The organism is Amycolatopsis sp. NBC_00355 (genome assembly GCF_036104975.1).
Classification (GTDB): Bacteria; Actinomycetota; Actinomycetes; order Mycobacteriales; family Pseudonocardiaceae; genus Amycolatopsis.
This window is the reverse complement of sequence record NZ_CP107982.1, coordinates 2,802,595-2,822,094: the sequence shown is the minus strand read 5'-3', so window position 1 is coordinate 2,822,094 and position 19,500 is coordinate 2,802,595. Positions and strand designations below refer to the sequence as shown.

The window sequence follows — 19,500 nt, the reverse complement described above, 5'->3', positions numbered from 1 at the left end:
GTTTATCTTTGCTCGTGCGGGTAATCGCTCTCTGGTGTTCTCTGGCCGCGTCGGGCTGCCTGGCGGGAATAGTCGACTCCTTCGCCGAAGAAACGCCGCGTCCGCCTGAGGCTTTGTGGGCGGTCCCGCTGGTCGGGATCTTCCCCGTGGTGCTGATCGTGGTGGCGACGCTGGTGTTCCGGCACAGCGGCGAGTCGCGTACGCGGGCGCTGAGCTCCGTCATCACGTCGGTTCCGCCACGGGTGCGCTGGAGTGCCGGACTGCCGGTCCTCGCCGGGGTGGTTCTGGTGGCAGTCACCGCCGCGGGAATGCGCACGGGCACGCCCGAGGTGACCGCCACCGGTTACCGGCTCTACTCCCGCCTCGGCAGCACACCGATCACGCGCGCCGAGTACCTGCAGGAGATCGCCCGCGGTCAGCGGCTGTTCGCGACGATCGGGTTCGTGCTCGACGTCCTGTTCGGCGCGGTCGCCGTGGGAGCCTCGTGCGGCGGACGGCCCAGGAGCACCCGCTGATCGTCCGGCCGTTTCGGTCAAGGGCGATCTCCTGGGCGATTTCCTGGGCGATTTCGCGGTGATCGTCGTCGAGCCGGGCCGCGAGCACACCGGGTGTCATCGGCGGGGCGGATGTGCCCGCGCTGACCGGATCGTGCATTGTTGCAGCCGGGAGTGCAGCACGCAGTCGATCGGGGAGTCGCAGCTTGAGCACCGCACCTGAATTCGTGGTTCCGCCCGTCGTGGACAGTCCGGTGCCGGCGAAGCCGCCGTCCGGCCGGGCCGTGCGGTGGCTGCTGGAGCACCGGGTGGCCCCAGCGGGCCCGGAGGCGGCCGAGGACCACGCCAAACCGCAGGCTTGGTGGAAGGTCATGTGCCTGACCGGCGTCGACTACTTCTCCACCCTGTCCTACCTGCCGGGAATCGCCGCGCTCGCCGCAGGCGCCCTCTCGCCGCTGGCGACCCTGCTGATCGTCGCGCTGACCCTGCTGGGGATGCTGCCGATGTACCGGCGGGTCGCCCGGGAAAGCCCGCGCGGTCAGGGCTCGGTGGCGATGCTGGAGGACCTGCTGCCGTTCTGGCGGGGCAAGATCTTCGTGCTCGTCCTGCTGGGGTTCGTCGCGACGTCGTGGATCATCACGATCACGCTCTCCTCGGCGGACGCGTCGGTGCACCTGCTGGAGAACCCGTACCTGCCCGGGTTCCTGCACGGGCACGCGGTGCTGATCACGGTCGTCCTGCTGCTGATCCTCGGCGGCGTCTTCCTGCTGGGCTTCAGCGAGGCGGTGGGCGTGGCCATTCCGCTCGTGGCCGTCTTCCTGCTGCTGAACGCCGTCGTCGTGGTCGTGGCCGGCGTCGACCTGTTCTCGGACGCGGCGGCGCTGTCGCGGTGGTCGGACGCGCTCACCTCGGGTGGTGGCGGGTTCGGCGGCATCGTGGGGCCGGCCGTGGTCGCGTTCCCGCTGCTCGTGCTCGGGATGTCGGGCTTCGAGACCGGGGTCAGCATGATGCCGCTGGTCGCGGCCGAGGGGAAGTCCGACGAGGAGCGGCTGGAGTCGCGGATCCGCAACACCCGCAAGCTGCTGACCGTCGCCGCGCTGATCATGTCGGTGTACCTGATCGCGACGAGCTTCATCACGACCGTGCTGATTCCCGCGGAGAAGTTCAAGGAAGGCGGGGAAGCGAACGGGCGCGCCATGGCCTACCTCGCCCACCAGGAACTGGGCGAGGTGTTCGGCACGGTCTACGACATCTCCAGCGTGCTGATCCTGTGGTTCGCCGGGGCGTCGGCGATGGCCGGGCTGATCAACATCGTGCCGCGGTACCTGCCCTCCTACGGCATGGCGCCGGAATGGGGCCGCGCGGTCCGGCCCGTCGTGCTCGTCTACACGGTGATCAGCGTGCTGATCACCGTCGCGTTCGGGGCCGACGTCAACGCCCAGGCCGGCGCCTACGCCACCGGGATCCTCGCCATGATGGTCTCCGGCGCGGTCGCCGTGACGATCTCGTCGATCCGCCGCAAGCAGCTCGCCGGCATCATCGGGTTCGCCGTGCTGACGCTGGTACTGCTCTACGCGCTGGTCGAGAACGTCATCGAGAAGCCGGACGGCCTGGCCATCTCCGCGCTGTTCATCCTCGGCATCATCGTGGTGTCCCTGGTTTCGCGCGTGTCCCGCACGACCGAACTGCGCGCCGAGCGGATCGAATTCGACGAGCCGGCCCGCCGGTTCGTCACCGACTCGCTGGCCGACGACGGGGCGCTGCACATCATCGCCAACCAGCGCCAGGGCGGTGATCTCGCCGAGTACTCCGCCAAGGAAGCCGAGCAGCGGAGCATGAACCCGGTGCCCGGCACCGCGGACACGCTCTTCCTCGAGATCGACGTCGTCGACCCCTCGGAGTTCAGCAACGTGCTGCAGGTGCGGGGCGTGGAGGTCGACGGGTACCGGATCCTGCGCGCGGACAGCCCGGCGGCGCCGAACGCGATCGCCGCCGTGCTGCTGGCACTGCGCGACGCGACGGGGGTCCTGCCCCAATGCCATTTCGAGTGGTCGGAGGGCAACCCGCTCGGCCACCTCTTCCGCTACCTCATCCTCGGCCGCGGCGACACGGCTCCGGTCGTCCGGGAGATCCTGCGGACCAGTGAGGACGACCCGGCCCGCCGCCCGGGCATCCACGTCGGCGGCTGACCGGCGCGATCAGCGGTGCGGCATCACGACGGCGTAGACAGCCGACGCGGGCCGGCTGAGATAGCTGACCAAAGCCGAGCCGGTGCCGCGCGACAACCGGGTGAGCGTCGAAGACCTGGGCTGCCGGGACGACGAGATCGTGGTCCAGCCGGCGATCGAGCACGACGTTCATGGACAGAGCTCCTGCCACTGACCCTTATGCATCACGTCGATGCCCCGCAGGCCGGTGCGGACGCGCGCCGATTCGGCCTTGCCGGGAAGTCAAGCCTGCCAAGCGGATTTGTCGTCGGGGTGGGGGTATTCGTGGACGAGGCTGCGGATGTCCTCCACCGGCTCGTCGGTCGCCGCCCACTTGGCGCGGATGCGGTCGAGGTAGGAACGCACGGTGGGAATGGCGATGCCGAGGCGGCGCGCGGTGGCGGCGAGGGTGCTGCCGGTGCCGTAGAGGTAGAGGACCTGGAGCTCCTGCGGGGACAGTTCGGGCGGGTCGTCGTTGATCAGGGTCATGAGCTCGGCGGTGAGCGCCAGCTGTCCGGTGTGGACGGTGCGGATGGCCTCGGCCAGCTTGTCGGCGTCGTCGTTCTTGACGAGGTAACCGGAAGCGCCCGCACGGATGGTGGCGCGGACGTGGCGGCGGTCACCGTGCACGGAGATCACCAGAACGGCGGCGCCGGTGGCGTTCAGGACGGCGACGTTGGCGGCGGGGTCGCTGCCGTCCTCCAGTCTCAGGTCCAGCAGCACCACATCGGTGGTGGTGCCGGTCCGCGCGGCCAGGTAACCGCCGACCGTGGTGGCCGTGTGGACGATGACGATGTCGGCGGTGTCGGCGAGCAGGGCCCGCAGACCCGCGGGGACGAGCTTGTCGTTGTCGATGACGGAGATGCGGATCATGCGGGCCACCGCAGGTCGATCCGGGTGCCCTCGCCGACGTGACTGTCCACTGTGGCCTTCCCGTCGACCTCGGCCATGCGCTCGACGATCGAATGGCGGATGCCGTACCCGAACTCGGTGGCGTCCGGGTCGAATCCGTCACCCTGGTCGACGACGGCCACGGTCACCGCCTCTCCGACGGCCAGCGCGGTGAGGCGGGCGCGGGTGGTTCCCGCGTGGGCGGCGACGTTGCTGAGCGCCTCCGCGCTGGCCTGGGACAGTGCGTCGACCACGTTGTTGGGGAGCGAGTCGGGCAAGTTGGCGAAGTGGTATTCCACGCGCAACCCGAGTGCGGCACTGGCCCCGCCGGCCTCCAGTAGCGCCAGGGAGAGGTCGGTGAGGGTGCCCGCGGGGTCGTCGGGCGCCGCACCGCGCAGGACGTCGACGTTGACCGCGCACTGCCTGCGCACGACGGGGTCGGGATGGGCGGCGGGGCCGGGGCCCGCGATCGCGGTCAAGATCCGCAGCGGGCCGTCGTGCAGGGCGCGGTACCGGCGGATCTGCTCGCGGAAGTGCCGGGTGCGCTCCTCGGTGTGCGCGCGCTGGGCGGCGAGCCGTTCCCGCGCGGAGATCACCTGCTGGGTCGCGACGGTCAGGTGGTGGACCACCTGCCGCAACTGCCGGATGAACACCAGGCAGCAGACGGCGGCACCGACCTGCCAGCCGATCGTGTTGACCAGCGAGGCGAAGTCCGCGCCCCGCTCCAGCAGCGGCAGCTGTCCGACCACGTTCGCCGCGGCGAGCACCGCGCAGCCGGCCACCGTGGCCCGAGGGGAACCGCTGACCAGCGCGACAGCCACCGCGACGCTGACCGTGACCGGCTCCAGGTACGGGTTGGCCAGCGTGTCGAAAAGCTGGTTGGACACGGCCAGCGGCAGCACGACCACGCCGGTGGCGGTGACCGCGACGTCGACGGCCAGCACCCAGCCGGGAAGGGCGTCGCGGCGCAGCACCAGCGTGATCAGCACCGCGCTCCACCCGGCGAGGGCCGCGTACACGGACGCCGCCAGGGCAACCCTGGTGTAGGCGTGGATCTGCACGGCTCCGACGACGCTCAGGGCGACCATGCCCAGGGTGGCCAGCCGGAAGAACACCACCGATGCCGCCACGATCCCGCGCACCTGGCGATGCAGACCCATCACAGCGGCCACCTCGGTCTTTCCGTCCTGCGGGTGCACCCGGCCCCAAGCCTGGCACCGAACCCCGCTCGGGTCCACGCCGCACTTGTGCGGCATGGACGCACTGAACGGCCCGCGCCACGATCGATCCGAAACCGACGCCCCGCAACCACTCGACGAGCCGGGCGGTCGCGACCGAGAACAAGCCTGGCACACAGGAGGAATAGCGATGTTCATCCCCGCACGCAAGGTGCGCGGTGCCGTCCCGGCGTGCACGCGGCTGCCGCGACTGCTGTCGGTCGCCACCACCGGGGCCGTGTTCCTCGGCGTCGGTCTCGGTGCGCCGCCCGCGTCCGCCGACGCCCGGCCCGCTCACGAGCAGTCCGTGACCGTGGACGTCGTCGGCGACTCGTACATGGCGGGCGACGGACTCTCGGGGACCTACGCCGATCCCGCGGACCCGAGACACCGATCCGCGACCGCGCCGGCCCTCCAAGCACTGGCCCGCGTCCGGAGCGACGACCCGGGGCTGCGGGTGGACGCGAACCTCGTCGCCGCCGCCGGCGCGCGGACCGCGGACTTCTTCGGTGCCCAGACCGGGCCGGGCAACAGCGTCGTCAACCCGCCGCAGCGTGACCAGGTCCGCCCGGACGCCCAAGTGGTCATCGTCGGCTTCGGCGGTGACGACGCCCGGCTGGCCACGGTGCTCGCCGAAGCGAAGCGGTCCACCGGCGGGCCGAACACGGCCCTGGACAAAGAGATCAGGGCACTCGGCCCGCTGCTGGACTGGACCGCGTCGGACGAGGAGTACCTCGCCCAGGCCAAGTCGTCGCCTCCCGGCCAGGCACCCACGCTGGTCGCGCGGATGCTCCAGGTGCTGGCCGGAATCGCCACCCGCGCACCGCACGCCGAGATCGTGGTCACCACCTACCCGCTGGCCGCGGACCCGAAGAACGCGCACGCCGCCAGCCTGGTCGGCGAGGACGATCTGACCAGCGTGCGAAAGTTCGGCTACGACCTGAACAAGGCGATCGACCGCGCGGTGACGCTCTGCGGCTGCGGCTCCCTCGCCGACCTCGCCGAAGCGATCGCGGGCCACGAGATCTACACCCCCGACTCGGTCTTCGCCGAGCAGGCCGACCGGCAAGAGCCGTTCCGGCCCGACGAAAAGGGCGCGTCGCTGATCGCCAACCCGATCGCCGACAGCATCGCGAAGGTCCTCCGGATCCCCGCGCCCCGGCACAGCGACGGGCAGGTCACCACCGCGGAGAACATCCACGTCCGCTACGGCGTGTCGGACCGCGACGGCGACACGGTCGCCGACTTCCAGGACGTCGCGCCCGACGACCCCGCCCGCTCGACCGACGTCGCCCGCCGCGACAGTGACGCCGGGAACGACCGGCGGTCCTCGCGGTCGGGTGACACGCGCTCGCCGTCGAGCGGGTTCCGCCCGGTCATCCAGGTGGCCGACGGCCTGGCACCGGGCGTGAGCCTGATCGGCCCGCACGACCGGCCGCCCGCGGAACCGCCGGGGGAGCAGCACCAGGTGACGGTCGGGAGCCGGCCTCCCGGACGCGAGCAGGCCCTCCCGGTGGAACACGCGGCCCCGGCGTCCGAACCCGCCGCGGCGCCACCGGTGCCCGGCACGGACGCCCCGCCGTTGTCGCAGGCGCAGATCGCCGCGATGCGGGACGTGGTCTCCAAGGCGGAGCCCGCGGGCTACGTCAGCCGGTACTCGGCGCAGGCCTTGCGCGCCTCGACCGCGCCCGCGGACGTGCGCGGCTCGCTGGACATGCGGGCGGTCGACCGGCAGATGAGCGCTTCGTTGCTGAGCGCCCTGCCCGGCCCGGACGTCACGACCGGTTTCCGCGACCGGTTCGGCGAAGACATCGGCGCCATCCACAGCGCGACCACGGTCGCCGGACAGGACGCCGCGATCGCGCGGTTCAACGAGACGGCCACGCAGTACAACGCCGCCGAGCTGGCCGCACGGGACGCCCACGACGCCCACCCCGTCGACGCGCTGGGTGACTCCGTCCGGACGACTCCGAGGTCGCTGACGGAGATGACGTCGGAGACCGCGGCCTACGGCCAGGTCGACGTGGGCACCCTGACGACCTTCGGCGACCAGCAGACCGTTCAGTCGACGCAGGTGCAGGCCGGCACCACGGACTACGGCTCGAACCTGCCCACGGTAGCCACCGGCGTCAAGGTGGGGCCCGCGGCCGAGGTGGGTGTGGAAGGGGGGACCGAGGCCGGCGGTGTCGCGGTCTCCGGTGAGGCCGGTGCCAAGGCCCTGGGCGGGGAGGCCAACGCGAGCGCGGGCGCCTCGAAGGACGGCGTCAACGCGAAGATCGGCGCGAGCGGCTACCTCGGCGAGGCGACCGCCGAGGGCTCGGCGACGTACGGCCCCGCCGAGGTGGGGGTCAAGGGCAAGGCCAACCTCGGCGCCGAAGCCGGCGCGAATGCCGCCCTCGGGGCCGAAGGCGTCGACGTCGGCGCAAAGGGGTTCGTCGGTGCGAAGGCGGGCGTCGACGGACACGCCGACGTAGCGGGGCTGCGGGTGGGTGCCACGGCCGAGGGCTGGTACGGCCTCGGCGCGGAAGGACGGGCACGGTTCGGCTGGGGCCCGGACGGCTCGTTCACCATCGGCGCCGACGCCGGCGTGGCCGTCGGTGTCGGCGGCAAGGTCGGGTTCAACCTCACGGTGAATCCGGGCAAGCCCCAGAAGGCGGTGCCGGACAACCTCGACGCCCCGAACCCGGGGGATCCCGCGGAGGACACCCAGCAGCCGACGAGCCCGACCAGCGAGCTGGAGTCCCCCCAGCCGGACCCGGCGGTCCCGGCCGAGCAGCCGGCTTCGCCGGATCAGGCTCCGCCGTCGGAGTCCGACGCGGACTACTCCGGCCCCACCCCCGGAACGACGGGGGAGAACGACGACGCCGATCCTGGTCCTGCTCCGGCGGCCGGCGAGGTCGCCGCTCCCGCGGACAACGACGCGGACAACTCCGCGGACAACGACGCGGACAATTCCGGGGCCACTCCGGGAACCACGGGCGAAAACGGCTCGGCCGGACCAGCGACCGGCGCCCCCGCGAGCTCGGACGGCGCGACCAGCAGCAACGCGGGCGAAACTCCTGGCGACGCCGGTGACGCTTCCGGCACCGACTCCGCGGGCGGTTTCGGCGACGGTGGCTCCGAGGGGGGAATCGGCAGCGGTGACACGGGCGGAACAGGCGAATCCGGGACGGGGGATTCCGGCGGTGTGGGCGACGGCTCCTCGGCTGGTGACTCCGGCGGTGGGGACTCCGCCGGCAGTGGGGACTCCTCGGGCGGGGACTCCTCTGGTGGCGACTCCGGCGGTGGCGACTCCGGCGGAGGAACGAGTGGTGGCGACTCCGGCGGTGGCGACTCCGGCGGAGGAACGGGTGGTGGCGACTCCGGCGGCGGCATGGGCGGCGGGTCCGGCGGCGACGGTGGCGGTGACGGTGGCGGCTCGTGAACGCGGCTGTTCCGGCGGTCGTGCCGGACCTCCGATGAGCACAGACGCGAACACCCGGACCAGCACCAGGCGCCGCGCCGAGGTGGCCGCCGTGCTGATCCTCCTCAACCGAGAACTGCCGACAGGAGCACGGTTCGATGGTCACAGAGCTACCCGTACGCATCGAATTCGCGCTGCCGGACGGCTGGCAGGCGGCTCCGCCGGACGAGGTCGGCGCACCCGAGGTCGCGTTCGTCGCGGTGCGTCCGGTCACGCCCCGCGGTGGAGCCGACGGATTCGTCACCAACCTGACGATCGCGGGAGAGATCCGCGACCCGGCGGTGCGGATGGCGACGATCGCCGACGAGTCGGTGCACCGCGTCGGGAACGTCGCCGAGTCGGTGCGCGTTCGCGACCGTGCGGACTTCGGCCGAGGCGACGCGCCGGGCCTGACCCAGTTGCTGGACATCGGACTCCACGAGGGCAAGTCGCTCGTGCAATGCCAGGTCTACCTGCCCATCGACGACGTCCACGACCAGCGCACGGTGCTCGAACTGGTGCTCACCTGCACACCCGATCAGTTCGATGACGTCGTGTCCGACTTCCGGCGGTTCGTGGAAACGGTGCGCCCCGCACAGGCGCGCTCGTAGCGAGCCGTGGACACGCCGGGCCGCTTTCGGCGGCTGTCGTCGAGTGTGGTGAGGGCCCCTGTCGGCGTCGGTGATCCCGGCCGTCAGATCTACGCCGTGTCCGGCCCGGTCCCGGCCACCCACGCCACGATCCGGTCCACCGAATCCTCCGCCGATGAGGTGGTGGCGATGATCTGCTCGCCGGGGACGTCGAGACGCCCGCTCGCGGGGTACCAGCCGTGCATGTCCTCGGCGGTGAATTCGCCGGCCTGCGGGCGGGTGGCGTGGCGGCGCACAGTCTCGTCGAAGGGTACGTCGAGGTAGAAGAAAGTGGTGCGGCCGCGGTGGTCGGCGGCGAGCCGGCGCAACATCGGTCCGTACCGGGCAGCGGCGAGGATGCCGTCGAGGATGACGTGGTAGCCGGCGTCGAGGCTGAATCGGCAGACCGTCGCGATGAGCGCGATGTTCAGCCCGCCGGGGACGTCGTGCTCGCGCAGCACGACCCGGCGCAGGACGTCCTGCTGGACCAGCGCGACGCCACGTCCGAGCCTGGCGCGCACGGCGGTGGCGACCGTGGTCTTGCCGGCGCCGGAGGGACCCCGGAGCACGACCAGCCGGGTGTGCGGTGAGCCAGTCGGCCCGCTCGGCGGTTCCTGCGGTAGAGCCGCCGGCCACGTAACGTCTGCCGCACTTTCCCCAGCCGACCCGCTATCAGCGGTCTCGGTGTGAAGGTTGTCGCTGTCCGTGGCCACGACGACAACTTGTACTCGTCGGCGAAGCGCGGAGCGGCCCCCGGTCTGCTCCACCGGCTCGCCGCCCTCCTCTCGCACCACGCGGATCCCGGGGTAGCGCCTCGCGGCCCGGATCGGCGGAGACGCTGACAAAGCTTGAGGCATCAGGGCCACTGTGCTCCGGCGTCGCCTCCCCGGGACCAGTTAGTCCTTTGTGGACAGAAGTCGCACTTGCCGGCCGGGGCGGGCGTGGCTCACAGGGTGGGCAGCAGGGTGCTCTGGCTGGTGGTCGTCCATTCCAGCATCAGCAGGGTGGCGTCGTCCTGGAGCCGGCCGTCCTGGTGGTCCAGCACCGCCCGGACCACGCGACGCAGGGTCTCCGGGGCGGGCAGGCCGGCCGCTTCATGGCGTTCGGTGAGGTCGGCCAGCCGGTCCAGGCCGAACTGTTCACCTTGCGGGCTGCGGGCTTCGGTGACGCCGTCGGTGTAGAACAGCACCCGGTCGCCGGGTTCGAGCTGTTCGCGCTGCACGACGGGCTCGCGCTTCTGGAACTCTCCGAGGCCCAGCGGGGTGCGGCTCACGGTGTCCAGCAGCCGCACCACCCGGCCACCGCGCAGCACGGCCGGCGGTGGGTGTCCGGCGTTGAGGTAGTGCAGTTCGCCCGTGTCGAGGTCGAGGTGGGCGAGGAACGCCGTCGCGTAGGACATCGAGTCGGCCGGGCGGTGGGCGGCGATGGTGTGGTCCGCCAGCTCGGTGGCCGTGATCAGGCCGGCGCCGCCGCGGCGGGCGTTGCGCGTGGCCGCCAATGCCATCGAGGTGATCAGCCCGGCGTGCAGGTCGTGGCCGACCGAGTCGAAGATCGCCACCGAGGCGCGGTTGCCGTCCACGGCGTAGTCGAAACCGTCGCCACCGACCTCGTCGTAGGGCTCCATCGCGGCGGCGATCACGACCCGGTCGGTGGCGAACACCTTCGGGGGCAGCAGCTGCCACAGCAGTTCGGCGGCCACCGACAGCGGCCGGCCGCGGCGCACCCGGTGGAACAGGTCGCTGTAGAGCTGCTTGCTCAGCACCAGGTGCGAGATCTGCCCGGCCAGCGTCCAGCAGTTGCCGCGCAGGGTTTTGTCGTGCGGGTCGGCGTCTGCGGCGAGGGTGATCCGCAGCGCGCCGAGACGTTCGGTGCCGTCGAGCACCGGCAGCCACACGACCGCCGGTCCGCTCTCGCCCGGCGCGACGACGATCTCGATCCGGGCGAACGCCCGCCCGGCCAGGGTGGCGTCCACCGACAGGGCCGGGCCGCCTTGCGGCCGGACGGGGTGCAGCTCCCGCTGGCCGAGGTCGACCAGGTACAGCTCGGCCGACATCCCCACCAGGGAGGTCACGTCGTCGATGAGGGTGGGCAGGTCGTCGGCGGTCGCCAGGTGTGACTGGTCGACGACCGCCGCGAACACCCGGTGCCACGAGCGATCCTCATCCACCATTCACGAAGGGTAGATGACCGGTCGGCCGTGTGCCGGGTCGTCGACCAGCCGGACGCTCGGAGACAAGTCGGCTGCATATGGTGGCGAGACGTCGATCACCAGGGCTGTGCCGCAGTCGAATGCACGACACAGTCTCCGTTGCCGCGCCGTGTTTGCCTGATCCGGGGCCGCCGGGTGACGGGGCGCGGTGGCGGTGTCCGCTTCCGGTCACGGTGATCGCGTAGGCGCGCGCCGTGCGGGCCCGCCACCTCCGGCAGGGCCCGCACTCCGACGGCGATCCGCACCCCTTCGGCGTCGAGGGGCTTACTCGACGCGGCCGGTGTCGGCGGGCGCGTCGTCGTCGCTGTCGGGCAGGTGCAGGTCGCTCACGCTGATGTTGACCTCGACCACCTCGAGGCCGGTCATGCGTTCGACGGCGGTGATGACGCTGCGGCGGATCGAGCGGGCCACGTCGGTGATGGCGGCGCCGTATTCGACCACGATCTGCAGGTCGACCGCGGCCTGCTTCTCGCCGACCTCGACCGACACACCTTGCCCGGCCGAGGCGGTCGCGCCGGGGATCCGCTCCCGCAGGGCGCCGAACGCCCGCGCCGCGCCGCCGCCGAGGTCGTGCACGCCGGGGATTTCGCGGGTCGCGAGCCCGGCGATCTTCTGCACCACGACCTCCGCGATCGTGGTCGAGCCCGGCGCACCGGCCCGCGCGCCGGTGTCGTTCTTCGCGACCTCCGTCGACGTGGTGCGGGACGTGGTCGACGTGTCGGTCATGGTCGTCATCGTGTCTCCCTCGGTCGTTTCCGGGCCCGGTTTCCCCCGGACCTTCCGGGTGTTCATCGAAACGACCCGGCGCAGAGGAAAGCCGCACGCCCCGAACGGGTGGTGATGATCACCTGCGTGGGTGCGTGACCGTTCCGGGCGCGGTCGTGTCGGGGACGGTGGACGCATTCCGCGTCCGCGGTTCGACCCGTGAAAAGGAGATCCTCATGTCGATGGGCGACAAGATCGGTGCGAAGGCCGACAACCTGGGCGGCAAGGCCAAGGAAGCCGCAGGCTCGGTGACCGGTGACGACTCTCTGCGCGAGGAGGGACGCGCCGATCAGGCCAAGGCCGGGATCAAGGACGCCGTCGCGAACGTCAAGGACGCCGTCGGCGACGCCGCCGACAAGGTGAAGAACGCGCTCAAGAAGGACTGACCGCGGCGCCGTCGATCGCGGGCGCGGTGCTCGGGTTTTCCGGGCCCGCGGTCGACCGCGCGGGAATCGTCGACACGCGCCGTTTCGTGAACCGGCCGCATGTCGACTTGTGGTCAAGGACATCGGGGAGGTCTGGCGATGGCGACGATTTCGGATGCGCAGCTGGTCGCGGTGTTGCGGCCGTTCGTGCGGGCCTGCGCGCCCACGCTCGACGCGCTGCGCGAGTCCGACCCGCTCCGGCTCAAGGCCCGCGATGGCCACGAGCCTGCCGGTCGAGGGTTCGGACGCTCGGTGGTGCGGGTGCTCGCGTCGGTCCGGGCACCGGGCACGGCCGCGTGGGAGGCGATGGACACTCCGCGGCGGGTGCGGTGGTGGACGGGCCGCTTCGGCAGGCTCACCGCTCTGCTCACCGCCGTACCCGGTCTCGGCGGGGTCCTGGCCGACCGGCTCCCTGTGCAGGACCTGCTCGGTGCCGGCTCGCAGGGGCTGGTGCTGTGCGCGATCGCGGGAGAATGCGGCGTCACCGACACGGGCGCCCGGGTCCGGCTGCTCGCCGCGGTGCTTTTCGACCGCGTTGTCGAGCCCGACCTCGCCTCGGGCCGCGGCGTCGGCCAAGACCAGGCCGGCGAGGACGCCGAGGTGGAGCGGCTCGCCGGACACCGGCATCGCGTCACCGGCGCGGTCTCGGTGCTCACGACGCTCGGTGGCGGGCTCTGGCGGCTTGCTCGCTCGTTGGGCGGAATCTCGGCCGAGCTCGGCAAGCGGCCGTCGGGCCGGTGGTACCACCGTGCACTCGGTGCTGTGCCGGGCATCGGCGCTGTCGGGGACTACTTCGGTGAACGTGCCGGCATGCGCGTCGTCAGGGCACGGGCGCTGCGCTGGCTCACCACGCATGCGGCTGCTGCCCCGCGATAGGGCGTCACGCCTTTTACGGCGGAAGCCGGCCGGCACTCCGAAATCGTTGATGTGGCCGGGCGAATACGCGGCACGTCGACCTCGTCATGATCATGTACGTCTCTCCTCGTCAGGTTGCCACCGGGGGAGTCTGACCCCCGGTCCACTACTTAACTAGTGAAAGGTGTTACCTTGGTCGTGGTCGACGACGGAGAGGAGACGGCCATGAACCTGCAAAGGCAGCCTGACCAGGTACTTCCGGTCCTTGCTCGCGGTTTGGGCAAGAAGTACCGCAGGGGGTGGGCGCTGCGCGAGACGTCCCTGGTGATCCCGAAGAACCGGATCGTGGCCCTCGTCGGCCCGAATGGTGCGGGCAAGAGCACGCTGATGGGACTGATCACCGGGTTGCTGCGCCCGACGACCGGTGGGATCACCGTCTTCGGTGACCGTCCGACGGGCAAGGGGCTGCACCCCGGGGTGGCCTACCTGGCCCAGCAGAAGCCGCTGTACCAGCAGTTCACCGTGACCGAGATGCTGAAGTTCGGGGCGCAGACCAACCCGACCTGGGATCAGCGCTACGCCGAGTACCTGATCGGGCAGGCCGCGGTGCCGATGGGCGCGGCGGTGGGAACCTTGTCCGGCGGGCAGCGCACCCGTGTCGCCCTGGCCCTGGCACTGGGCAAGCGTCCGAGCCTGCTGCTGCTCGACGAGCCGTTGGCCGATCTGGACCCGCTGGCCCGCGAAACCGTGCTGCGCGCGCTGATCACCGAAGCGAAGACACAAGGCATCACCGTGGTGCTGTCCTCGCACGTGCTGGCCGAACTGGAAGGTGTGTGCGACCACCTGGTCCTGCTCCACCGAGGGTGCGTCCTGCTGGCCGGAGACGTCAACCGGCTCAGCGCCGACGGCACCCCGCTCGGCGAATTGGCCCTGAACCGCATGCGCGAAGCGGCGCAGCAGGAGGAAGCGGCATGATCTGGGTTTCCTGGCGACGGCAGCGCCCGCAACTGCTCACCCTGCTCGGCATGCTGGTGATCGGCGCGGGCGCCATCATCCTGCTGCGGTCGAACATGGTCGGCGCCATCGACTCGGCGCAGCTCGCCCCCTGCGTGACGCTGCCCCTCCAGGAGTGTCCGGCGGCCGGTGAGGTCGTGAAAGCCTTCGCGACGGCGTGGTCGGCTCCGCTCGACATGGGGCGAGCCGCGATCCTCGGTCTGCCCGCCCTGATCGGGGTCTTCATCGGAGCTCCTCTTTTCGCGCGGGAACTCGAACAGGGCACCCACGTCCTGGCTTTCACCCAGTCGGTGAGCCGTACCCGATGGATGTTCAGCAAGCTGGTCGTCGCGCTGGCACCCGCGTTGATCGTGCTGATCGCACTGCAATACCTGGTCTCGTGGTGGTTGTCGGCGGCCGGCACGCTGGGGCCGCGGATGAACGGTTCGTTCACCGCCCTGAACTTCGGAATCGAGCACCTCTCGCCTGTTGCCTACACGGTGTTCGCCTTCACCCTGGGCACCTTCCTCGGCGTGGTGTCCCGCCGCACCCTGGTGGCCATGACCGCGGGGCTCGGCGCGTTCGTCGTCGTACGCCTCACTCTGTCCGGCCTGGTCGACGGCCTGGTACCCGCACAGCACCTCGAGGTCACACCCGACACGACCCTGAACGTGCACGAGAACGGCAGCCTGGTGATCGACGAAGGCTGGCTCGACGCCGCCGGGCGACCCGTCGCCGGTGACCGGGTCAGCGCCCTGATCCAAGCCTGCAAGGCGCCGCAGGGTGGGACGCCGAACTCGCAGGAGGGGTACCTGGCGTGCTTGCCGCAGTCCGGTCTCAGCACGAGGTACGTGGACTTCATCCCGCAGAGCCAGGCCTGGCAGGTGCACCTGGCCGACGCGTCGATCTACGGTGGACTCGCGGTCCTGCTGCTGGTGGGGACGGCCTGGTTCCTGCGGCGTCAGAGCTGAGCGTGGTGGAATCCCCGAGCTGCCGGAGCATCTATGCTGTCCGATGTGATCGAGTTCCGGATCGACCGGCGCTCCGGGGTCTCCACCTACATGCAGATCATTCAGCAGGTCAAACAGGCCATGCGACTGGGACTGCTGAACCCCGGCGACCGGCTGCCCTCAGCGCGGGAGGTGGTCGAGGCCACGGCCGTCAACCCCAACACCGTGCTGAAGGCGTACCGCGAGCTGGAACGGGACGGGCTGGTGGAGGCCCGCCGGGGCCTGGGCACCTTCGTGACCACGTCGCTGTCGTCCGAGGCCACGGCCGGCGACGACGCACCGCTGCGGCAGGAGCTGGCCGGCTGGATGGGCCGTGCCCGGCAGGGCGGCCTCGTCGTCGAGGACGTCGACGCCCTGTACTCCGTGGTCCGCGACGAGCACTACCCCGCTGAGGAACGATCATGAAACCCTTGACCGCCACCGCCGTGGGCAAGCGGTACCGCACCCGCTGGGCGGTCCGCGACTGCAGTTTCGCCATTCCCGAGGGCAAGGTCGTGGCGTTGGTCGGCCCGAACGGCGCGGGCAAGAGCACCCTGCTGCGCATGGCCGCGGGCCTCGTCCGCCCGACGGCCGGTGAACTGCGGACCTTCGGCACTCCCGTCGACGGCCGCATTCACCCGGACGTCTCGTTCCTGGCGCAGAACCGTTCGCTCTACCGTGACCTCACGGTGCGCGAAATGACGCGCGCGGTCGCGGCCATGAACGACCGGTGGTCCACCGACCGGGTGCACGAGGTGCTCGGGCTCTTGGCGGGCGTGGACTACGACGCGAAGGTCGGCACCTTGTCCGCGGGCGCCCGGACCCAGGTGGCCATCGCGGTCGCGCTGGGACGCCTTCCCCGGCTGCTGCTCCTGGACGAACCACTGTCCGACCTGGATCCGCTGGCCCGCGACGAGACGCTGCGGATCATCATGACCGAGGTCGCCGACCGCGGAACCACGGTGGTGATGTCCTCACACCTGCTCAGCGACCTGCGCGAAGTGTGCGACCACATCCTGCTGATCGACGAAGGCCGGGTTCAGGTCGACGGCGACATCGAGGAAGTCCTTGCGGGGCACCGGATCCTGGTCGGCCCGGTCGCGGACGAGTCCGCTGTGGAGGGAGTGCTGGTCAACGCGACCCGCACCGAGCGCCAGTCCACCCTGCTGGTGCGGGAAGCCGAGCCGGCACCGGAAGGCTGGGCCGGCACCGAACCCGACCTGGAATCCCTGGTCATGGGATACCTGCGTGCGTCACGCGAGCGCCGGTCATCGGCCCGGCGTCGATAACCGGAACAAGGGCAATCGACACCGCCGCGTTCGGGTCTTTTCGGGCTGAGTCCACTGTGGAGTGTGCGGGGGGAGGCGCGGATGCGGGTGCGGCCGGAGGATCGCGACACCGATCGCGGCGAGGCAGTCGCGGGTCGTACGTGACAGTACCTGCGCCCCATGGCGGACGAGACCGCACAACGGCCTAGGTGTTCTGACTTGTGAGGTCGGGGGCGCGCCGGCGTGCGCTGCTCGGTGCCGGCGGTCCCGGCCGGCCGCGCCGGCACGCCTGGGTCGGTCTTCCGGTCCTGCCCGGGACCGCCCTCGGACGGCTCGGTCATGATCACCGCGCTTCCGGTCGCGTGCGCATCGCGTGTCGTTCACGGCGTCGGATCGTCAGGCGCCGAGACGGTTGTAGATGCGGCCGGCCAGCGACGCGGCCAGCTGGCTCAGCGCGGCCAGCGGGTCGAGCTGGGCGAACTGCCCGAGCAGCTCCGCCGCCGCGTAGGCCTCGGCCTCCGACAGCACGGCGGCGCACCGCTCCCGCCGGCCCCGCTCCAGCAACCGCGTCAAGGCTTCGGCGTACTCGGCCATGTCACGCACTCCGACCAGGCCATACCGCTCTTCGAGCGGGCCCTGCTGCGTGATGTCGTCGTTCATGGCCGTACGCCCTCCTCGTCACCCGTTCGACTGCCTTCAGAAAATCTATGCCGCCCGGAGTAGACATTCAACGACCGGCGTGTGTAGTGTTCTCCTCGTACCGAGAGAGACAACGTCAAGCAGGCGCGGGAGATGACGTAACTACCCGCGAAGTGAGACAAGGCGGTCAGGCAGCACGGAGCCGATCAAGGGAACAAGGTTTCGGCTGGTGACCGGGAGTAGTACTCCAGGACCGGGTCGTGAAGAAGGTTCGACCGAGCAGTACCGGTCCGGAGCGGATGTGCAGGACTCGGGCAGCGCGAATGTGCCCGTGAAGAACAGCAGTATCAGTGTTTACGGCAGTTGCAGTACCGCTAGTCGAAGATCAGCAGTACCAGTAGTTGTTGTGTGTACGTGCAGTAGCAGGACCGGTCAGGTGGCCGGGGCCGATCAGTGAACGGGGCTCCGGGCAGTGACCAGCGGCGTCAGCGTGCTGGGACCGATCAGTGGAAGGGTTCCGGCAGTGACGTCCGCAGCAAGCGAAGTTGCAGTTGCAGTACCGAGTAAGTGGAAAACACAGGAAAGAAGGGAACGGGAACATCATTGGATCGCCCGCAGCGGCCGGGTAGTGCCGCGCGGGTGCCGCAGTTCCATCGAGTTCGGAGGTGGTGCTCGGTCACGAGTAAGCGATCCCCGCGGAATCCGGCTTTCGGCTGGACGCGGGTGCAGGACGCCGGCGGTCGCGCCGGTTGACAATGGTGAAAGTCCCAACCCTTGAGGACCCCGGGTGCCGCAGTGGCACCCGGGGTCCTCTGTGACGTGGAGGTGCGATGATCCCTGACCAACAAGGCCCGGCCACGCCCAGAACGGCCGACAAGTTCGACGACGAGCACTACCCCGCCTACACGATGGGCCGGGCCGCCGACATCCTCGGCGCCACCCAAGGCTTCCTGCGCAGTCTCGACGAAGCCGGACTGATCACCCCGCAACGCTCCGCCGGCGGGCACCGCCGCTACTCCCGGCACCAGCTGCGCCTGGCCGCGCGGGTGCGGGAACTGGTCGACAGCGGTACCGCCGTCGACGCCGCGTGCCGCATCATCACCCTCGAAGACCAGCTCCACGAAGCGCAGCGCCGCAACTCCGGAATCCGCACCGGCGACTGATCCCGACTCGGCACGCGGCCCGGCGCCGCGTGCCGATGTGCAGCCGAAGCCATGCGCTGGGCCGAAGATCCCGGAAAAGGGCCGGACAGCGGTCACCCAGCCAGGTCGGCTGGTGCGGCCGACCGGACTTCGCGTCAAACTGGCATGTCCTGGCCGGCGGAGACCGTCCGCTACCAACAAGTCGGTGGCACTTTCGCTCCGCGCCTCGGCAAGAACGACCGGTGCTCACGATCGTCATAGCTGGAGCCAGTCCCACGCGAGGAGTAGTTCCGCATGAGGGCGGCGGCATCCAGGGGTACTTGGCGAGCCGGCGGCGGAGGTCGGGTCGGCGCCTCGAACGAGATGGGGCGGTTCGGCACCGGCGTTTCCGGCGGTAGGGTCGCGGGCGTGATCATCCCGGACGGAGTGGACGTCGTTTTCCCGGACACGGCGGCGGCGATCGACGCGGGGCGGGCCGCGCTGGTCGGGCACCGCGACGGCGGTGAGCGGACCGTCTTGCTGGTCGCCGACGTCGAGTCGGGCGTACGTGAGCTCCTCTTGCCCGATCCGGGCTTGTTCGATCGGGCGGCGTTGCTGGTGGGTGGCGGTGAACTGGTCGTCGCGATGAACCACGATCGGGTGCTGCGGGTGGGCGCGGACCTCGAAGAGCTGCTGGTCGATCTGGGGCCGGACGTGCCCGCTCCGGCGCCGCCGGTGGTGGCCGGGTGGACCGCGCACAGCGCCGATGGCCGGGCGTGGCCGGTGCGCCAGCAGTTCAACCACGACGAGCCGCGCTACCTGCGGGACCTGGTCGTCGACGCGGGGACCGCGGTCTACGGCGACGTGCTCAGCCTGGTGGCCGCGGACTTCCCGGCCGCCGGCCAGGAGGATCCGGACCAGCTGCCCGATCTGGGCGATGTGTGGACCGACGGCGACGAGCGCGTGGTGTTCGTCGTGGGGCGTGGGTTGTGGGCGCGCCGCAAGCACGGGGTGGACTTCTACGGCTGTTACCGGCTGGGGCCGGACGGCCGGGTCACCGCCCGGATCTGGGAAGAAACCGGGTTGCACGAGCGGTCCGGCAAGCACGGTGTGGACGGGCGCTTCACCCACGGTGGCGAGTACGTGATCCTCACTCCGGTCTTCAAGTCCGGTGGCCGTCAGCGCGTGCTGCGGGTGGCCGACGGCTCCGTGCGGACCGTCGGGCTTCCCGTCACCACGCACCTGTTCGATCACGTCGCCGGGTTCTGGTGGGCCCGCACGGAAACGGAAGTCTTGCGTTACCCGGACGACGAAGTCTTCTGACCGCAACCCGTGCGGCCGCGGGCCGTGGACGTC

At 70.7% G+C, this 19,500-nt stretch carries 17 protein-coding genes and 1 pseudogene; 12 read left to right on the top strand and 6 right to left on the bottom strand.

The features are described 5' to 3' along the window. The first annotated feature begins 14 nt into the window (after positions 1-14). Together OHS18_RS11705 and OHS18_RS11700 are read left to right on the top strand one after the other, a co-directional pair. Positions 15-515, top strand: a complete 501-nt coding sequence (locus tag OHS18_RS11705; protein ID WP_328616994.1) for a hypothetical protein — start codon at positions 15-17, stop codon at positions 513-515. 185 nt (positions 516-700) lie between these two features. After that, positions 701-2,683, top strand: coding sequence for an amino acid transporter (locus OHS18_RS11700; protein ID WP_328616993.1), 1,983 nt, complete (start codon positions 701-703; stop codon positions 2,681-2,683). Between the two features lie 261 nt (positions 2,684-2,944). Here the strand turns inward: OHS18_RS11700 and OHS18_RS11695 are convergent, their stop codons facing one another. Both OHS18_RS11695 and OHS18_RS11690 read right to left on the bottom strand, forming a co-directional pair. Further along, entirely contained in the window at positions 2,945-3,574 is a 630-nt protein-coding gene (locus tag OHS18_RS11695; protein WP_328616992.1) for a response regulator transcription factor, read from the bottom strand. Then, on the bottom strand, positions 3,571-4,752 hold the full coding sequence (locus tag OHS18_RS11690; protein ID WP_328616991.1) for a sensor histidine kinase: 1,182 nt from the start codon (positions 4,750-4,752) through the stop codon (positions 3,571-3,573). The genes OHS18_RS11695 and OHS18_RS11690 overlap by 4 nt, the downstream gene beginning before the upstream one ends. 208 nt (positions 4,753-4,960) lie before the next feature. On the opposite strand from OHS18_RS11690, the gene OHS18_RS11685 reads away from it, so the two are divergent. Beyond that, complete coding sequence (locus OHS18_RS11685; protein WP_328616990.1) at positions 4,961-8,233, top strand: hypothetical protein; 3,273 nt, start codon at positions 4,961-4,963, stop codon at positions 8,231-8,233. Positions 8,234-8,370: 137 nt separating this feature from the next. Continuing rightward, positions 8,371-8,862 (top strand): hypothetical protein, encoded by a 492-nt coding sequence (locus tag OHS18_RS11680; RefSeq protein ID WP_328616989.1) that lies wholly within the window; start codon positions 8,371-8,373, stop codon positions 8,860-8,862. Between the two features lie 89 nt (positions 8,863-8,951). On the opposite strand, the gene OHS18_RS11675 is transcribed toward OHS18_RS11680, so the two are convergent. The 3 genes from OHS18_RS11675 to OHS18_RS11665 form a co-directional block, all read right to left on the bottom strand. Next, a complete protein-coding gene (locus OHS18_RS11675; RefSeq protein WP_328616988.1) occupies positions 8,952-9,449 on the bottom strand; it encodes an AAA family ATPase in 498 nt (165 codons plus the stop codon). A 377-nt stretch (positions 9,450-9,826) separates the two neighbouring features. Then, complete coding sequence (locus OHS18_RS11670) at positions 9,827-11,050, bottom strand: PP2C family protein-serine/threonine phosphatase (RefSeq protein ID WP_328616987.1); 1,224 nt, start codon at positions 11,048-11,050, stop codon at positions 9,827-9,829. Between the two features lie 303 nt (positions 11,051-11,353). Further along, positions 11,354-11,815: an Asp23/Gls24 family envelope stress response protein gene (locus OHS18_RS11665; protein WP_328618512.1), complete on the bottom strand. Its 462-nt coding sequence runs from the start codon at positions 11,813-11,815 to the stop codon at positions 11,354-11,356. Between the two features lie 215 nt (positions 11,816-12,030). On the opposite strand from OHS18_RS11665, the gene OHS18_RS11660 reads away from it, so the two are divergent. From OHS18_RS11660 to OHS18_RS11635, 6 genes and pseudogenes are all read left to right on the top strand, one after another. Further along, positions 12,031-12,240, top strand: a complete 210-nt coding sequence (locus OHS18_RS11660) for a CsbD family protein (RefSeq protein ID WP_328453107.1) — start codon at positions 12,031-12,033, stop codon at positions 12,238-12,240. 138 nt (positions 12,241-12,378) lie between these two features. Further along, on the top strand, positions 12,379-13,155 hold the full coding sequence (locus OHS18_RS11655; protein WP_328616986.1) for a hypothetical protein: 777 nt from the start codon (positions 12,379-12,381) through the stop codon (positions 13,153-13,155). A 204-nt stretch (positions 13,156-13,359) separates the two neighbouring features. Then, positions 13,360-13,878: pseudogene (locus tag OHS18_RS11650) on the top strand (ATP-binding cassette domain-containing protein); the annotation flags it as partial. A gap of 227 nt (positions 13,879-14,105) precedes the next feature. Beyond that, positions 14,106-15,098, top strand: coding sequence for an ABC transporter permease (locus OHS18_RS11645; protein WP_328616985.1), 993 nt, complete (start codon positions 14,106-14,108; stop codon positions 15,096-15,098). Positions 15,099-15,143: 45 nt separating this feature from the next. Continuing rightward, positions 15,144-15,542: a GntR family transcriptional regulator gene (locus OHS18_RS11640; protein ID WP_442874468.1), complete on the top strand. Its 399-nt coding sequence runs from the start codon at positions 15,144-15,146 to the stop codon at positions 15,540-15,542. Continuing rightward, the gene (locus OHS18_RS11635; RefSeq protein ID WP_328453114.1) at positions 15,539-16,405 is read left to right on the top strand and encodes an ABC transporter ATP-binding protein; all 867 of its coding nucleotides are present in this window, start codon (positions 15,539-15,541) and stop codon (positions 16,403-16,405) included. Before OHS18_RS11640 ends, OHS18_RS11635 begins: the two co-directional genes overlap by 4 nt. Positions 16,406-16,780: 375 nt before the next feature. On the opposite strand, the gene OHS18_RS11630 is transcribed toward OHS18_RS11635, so the two are convergent. Then, positions 16,781-17,044: a hypothetical protein gene (locus OHS18_RS11630; RefSeq protein WP_328453115.1), complete on the bottom strand. Its 264-nt coding sequence runs from the start codon at positions 17,042-17,044 to the stop codon at positions 16,781-16,783. An 809-nt stretch (positions 17,045-17,853) separates the two neighbouring features. Here OHS18_RS11630 and OHS18_RS11625 point away from each other — a divergent pair. Continuing rightward, positions 17,854-18,186, top strand: a complete 333-nt coding sequence (locus OHS18_RS11625) for a MerR family transcriptional regulator (RefSeq protein WP_328616984.1) — start codon at positions 17,854-17,856, stop codon at positions 18,184-18,186. Positions 18,187-18,573: 387 nt separating this feature from the next. Continuing rightward, entirely contained in the window at positions 18,574-19,467 is an 894-nt protein-coding gene (locus OHS18_RS11620) for a hypothetical protein (RefSeq protein ID WP_328616983.1), read from the top strand. Positions 19,468-19,500 lie beyond the last annotated feature (33 nt).

Coding starts and splice junctions, on each gene's coding strand:
- OHS18_RS11695 (WP_328616992.1), bottom strand. CDS start 3,574: ATGATCCGCATCTCCGTCATCGACAACGACAAGCTCGTCCCCGCGGGT.
- OHS18_RS11690 (WP_328616991.1), bottom strand. CDS start 4,752: ATGGGTCTGCATCGCCAGGTGCGCGGGATCGTGGCGGCATCGGTGGTG.
- OHS18_RS11685 (WP_328616990.1), top strand. CDS start 4,961: ATGTTCATCCCCGCACGCAAGGTGCGCGGTGCCGTCCCGGCGTGCACG.
- OHS18_RS11680 (WP_328616989.1), top strand. CDS start 8,371: ATGGTCACAGAGCTACCCGTACGCATCGAATTCGCGCTGCCGGACGGC.
- OHS18_RS11670 (WP_328616987.1), bottom strand. CDS start 11,050: ATGGTGGATGAGGATCGCTCGTGGCACCGGGTGTTCGCGGCGGTCGTC.
- OHS18_RS11665 (WP_328618512.1), bottom strand. CDS start 11,815: ATGACCGACACGTCGACCACGTCCCGCACCACGTCGACGGAGGTCGCG.
- OHS18_RS11660 (WP_328453107.1), top strand. CDS start 12,031: ATGTCGATGGGCGACAAGATCGGTGCGAAGGCCGACAACCTGGGCGGC.
- OHS18_RS11655 (WP_328616986.1), top strand. CDS start 12,379: ATGGCGACGATTTCGGATGCGCAGCTGGTCGCGGTGTTGCGGCCGTTC.
- OHS18_RS11645 (WP_328616985.1), top strand. CDS start 14,106: ATGATCTGGGTTTCCTGGCGACGGCAGCGCCCGCAACTGCTCACCCTG.
- OHS18_RS11635 (WP_328453114.1), top strand. CDS start 15,539: ATGAAACCCTTGACCGCCACCGCCGTGGGCAAGCGGTACCGCACCCGC.
- OHS18_RS11630 (WP_328453115.1), bottom strand. CDS start 17,044: ATGAACGACGACATCACGCAGCAGGGCCCGCTCGAAGAGCGGTATGGC.
- OHS18_RS11625 (WP_328616984.1), top strand. CDS start 17,854: ATGATCCCTGACCAACAAGGCCCGGCCACGCCCAGAACGGCCGACAAG.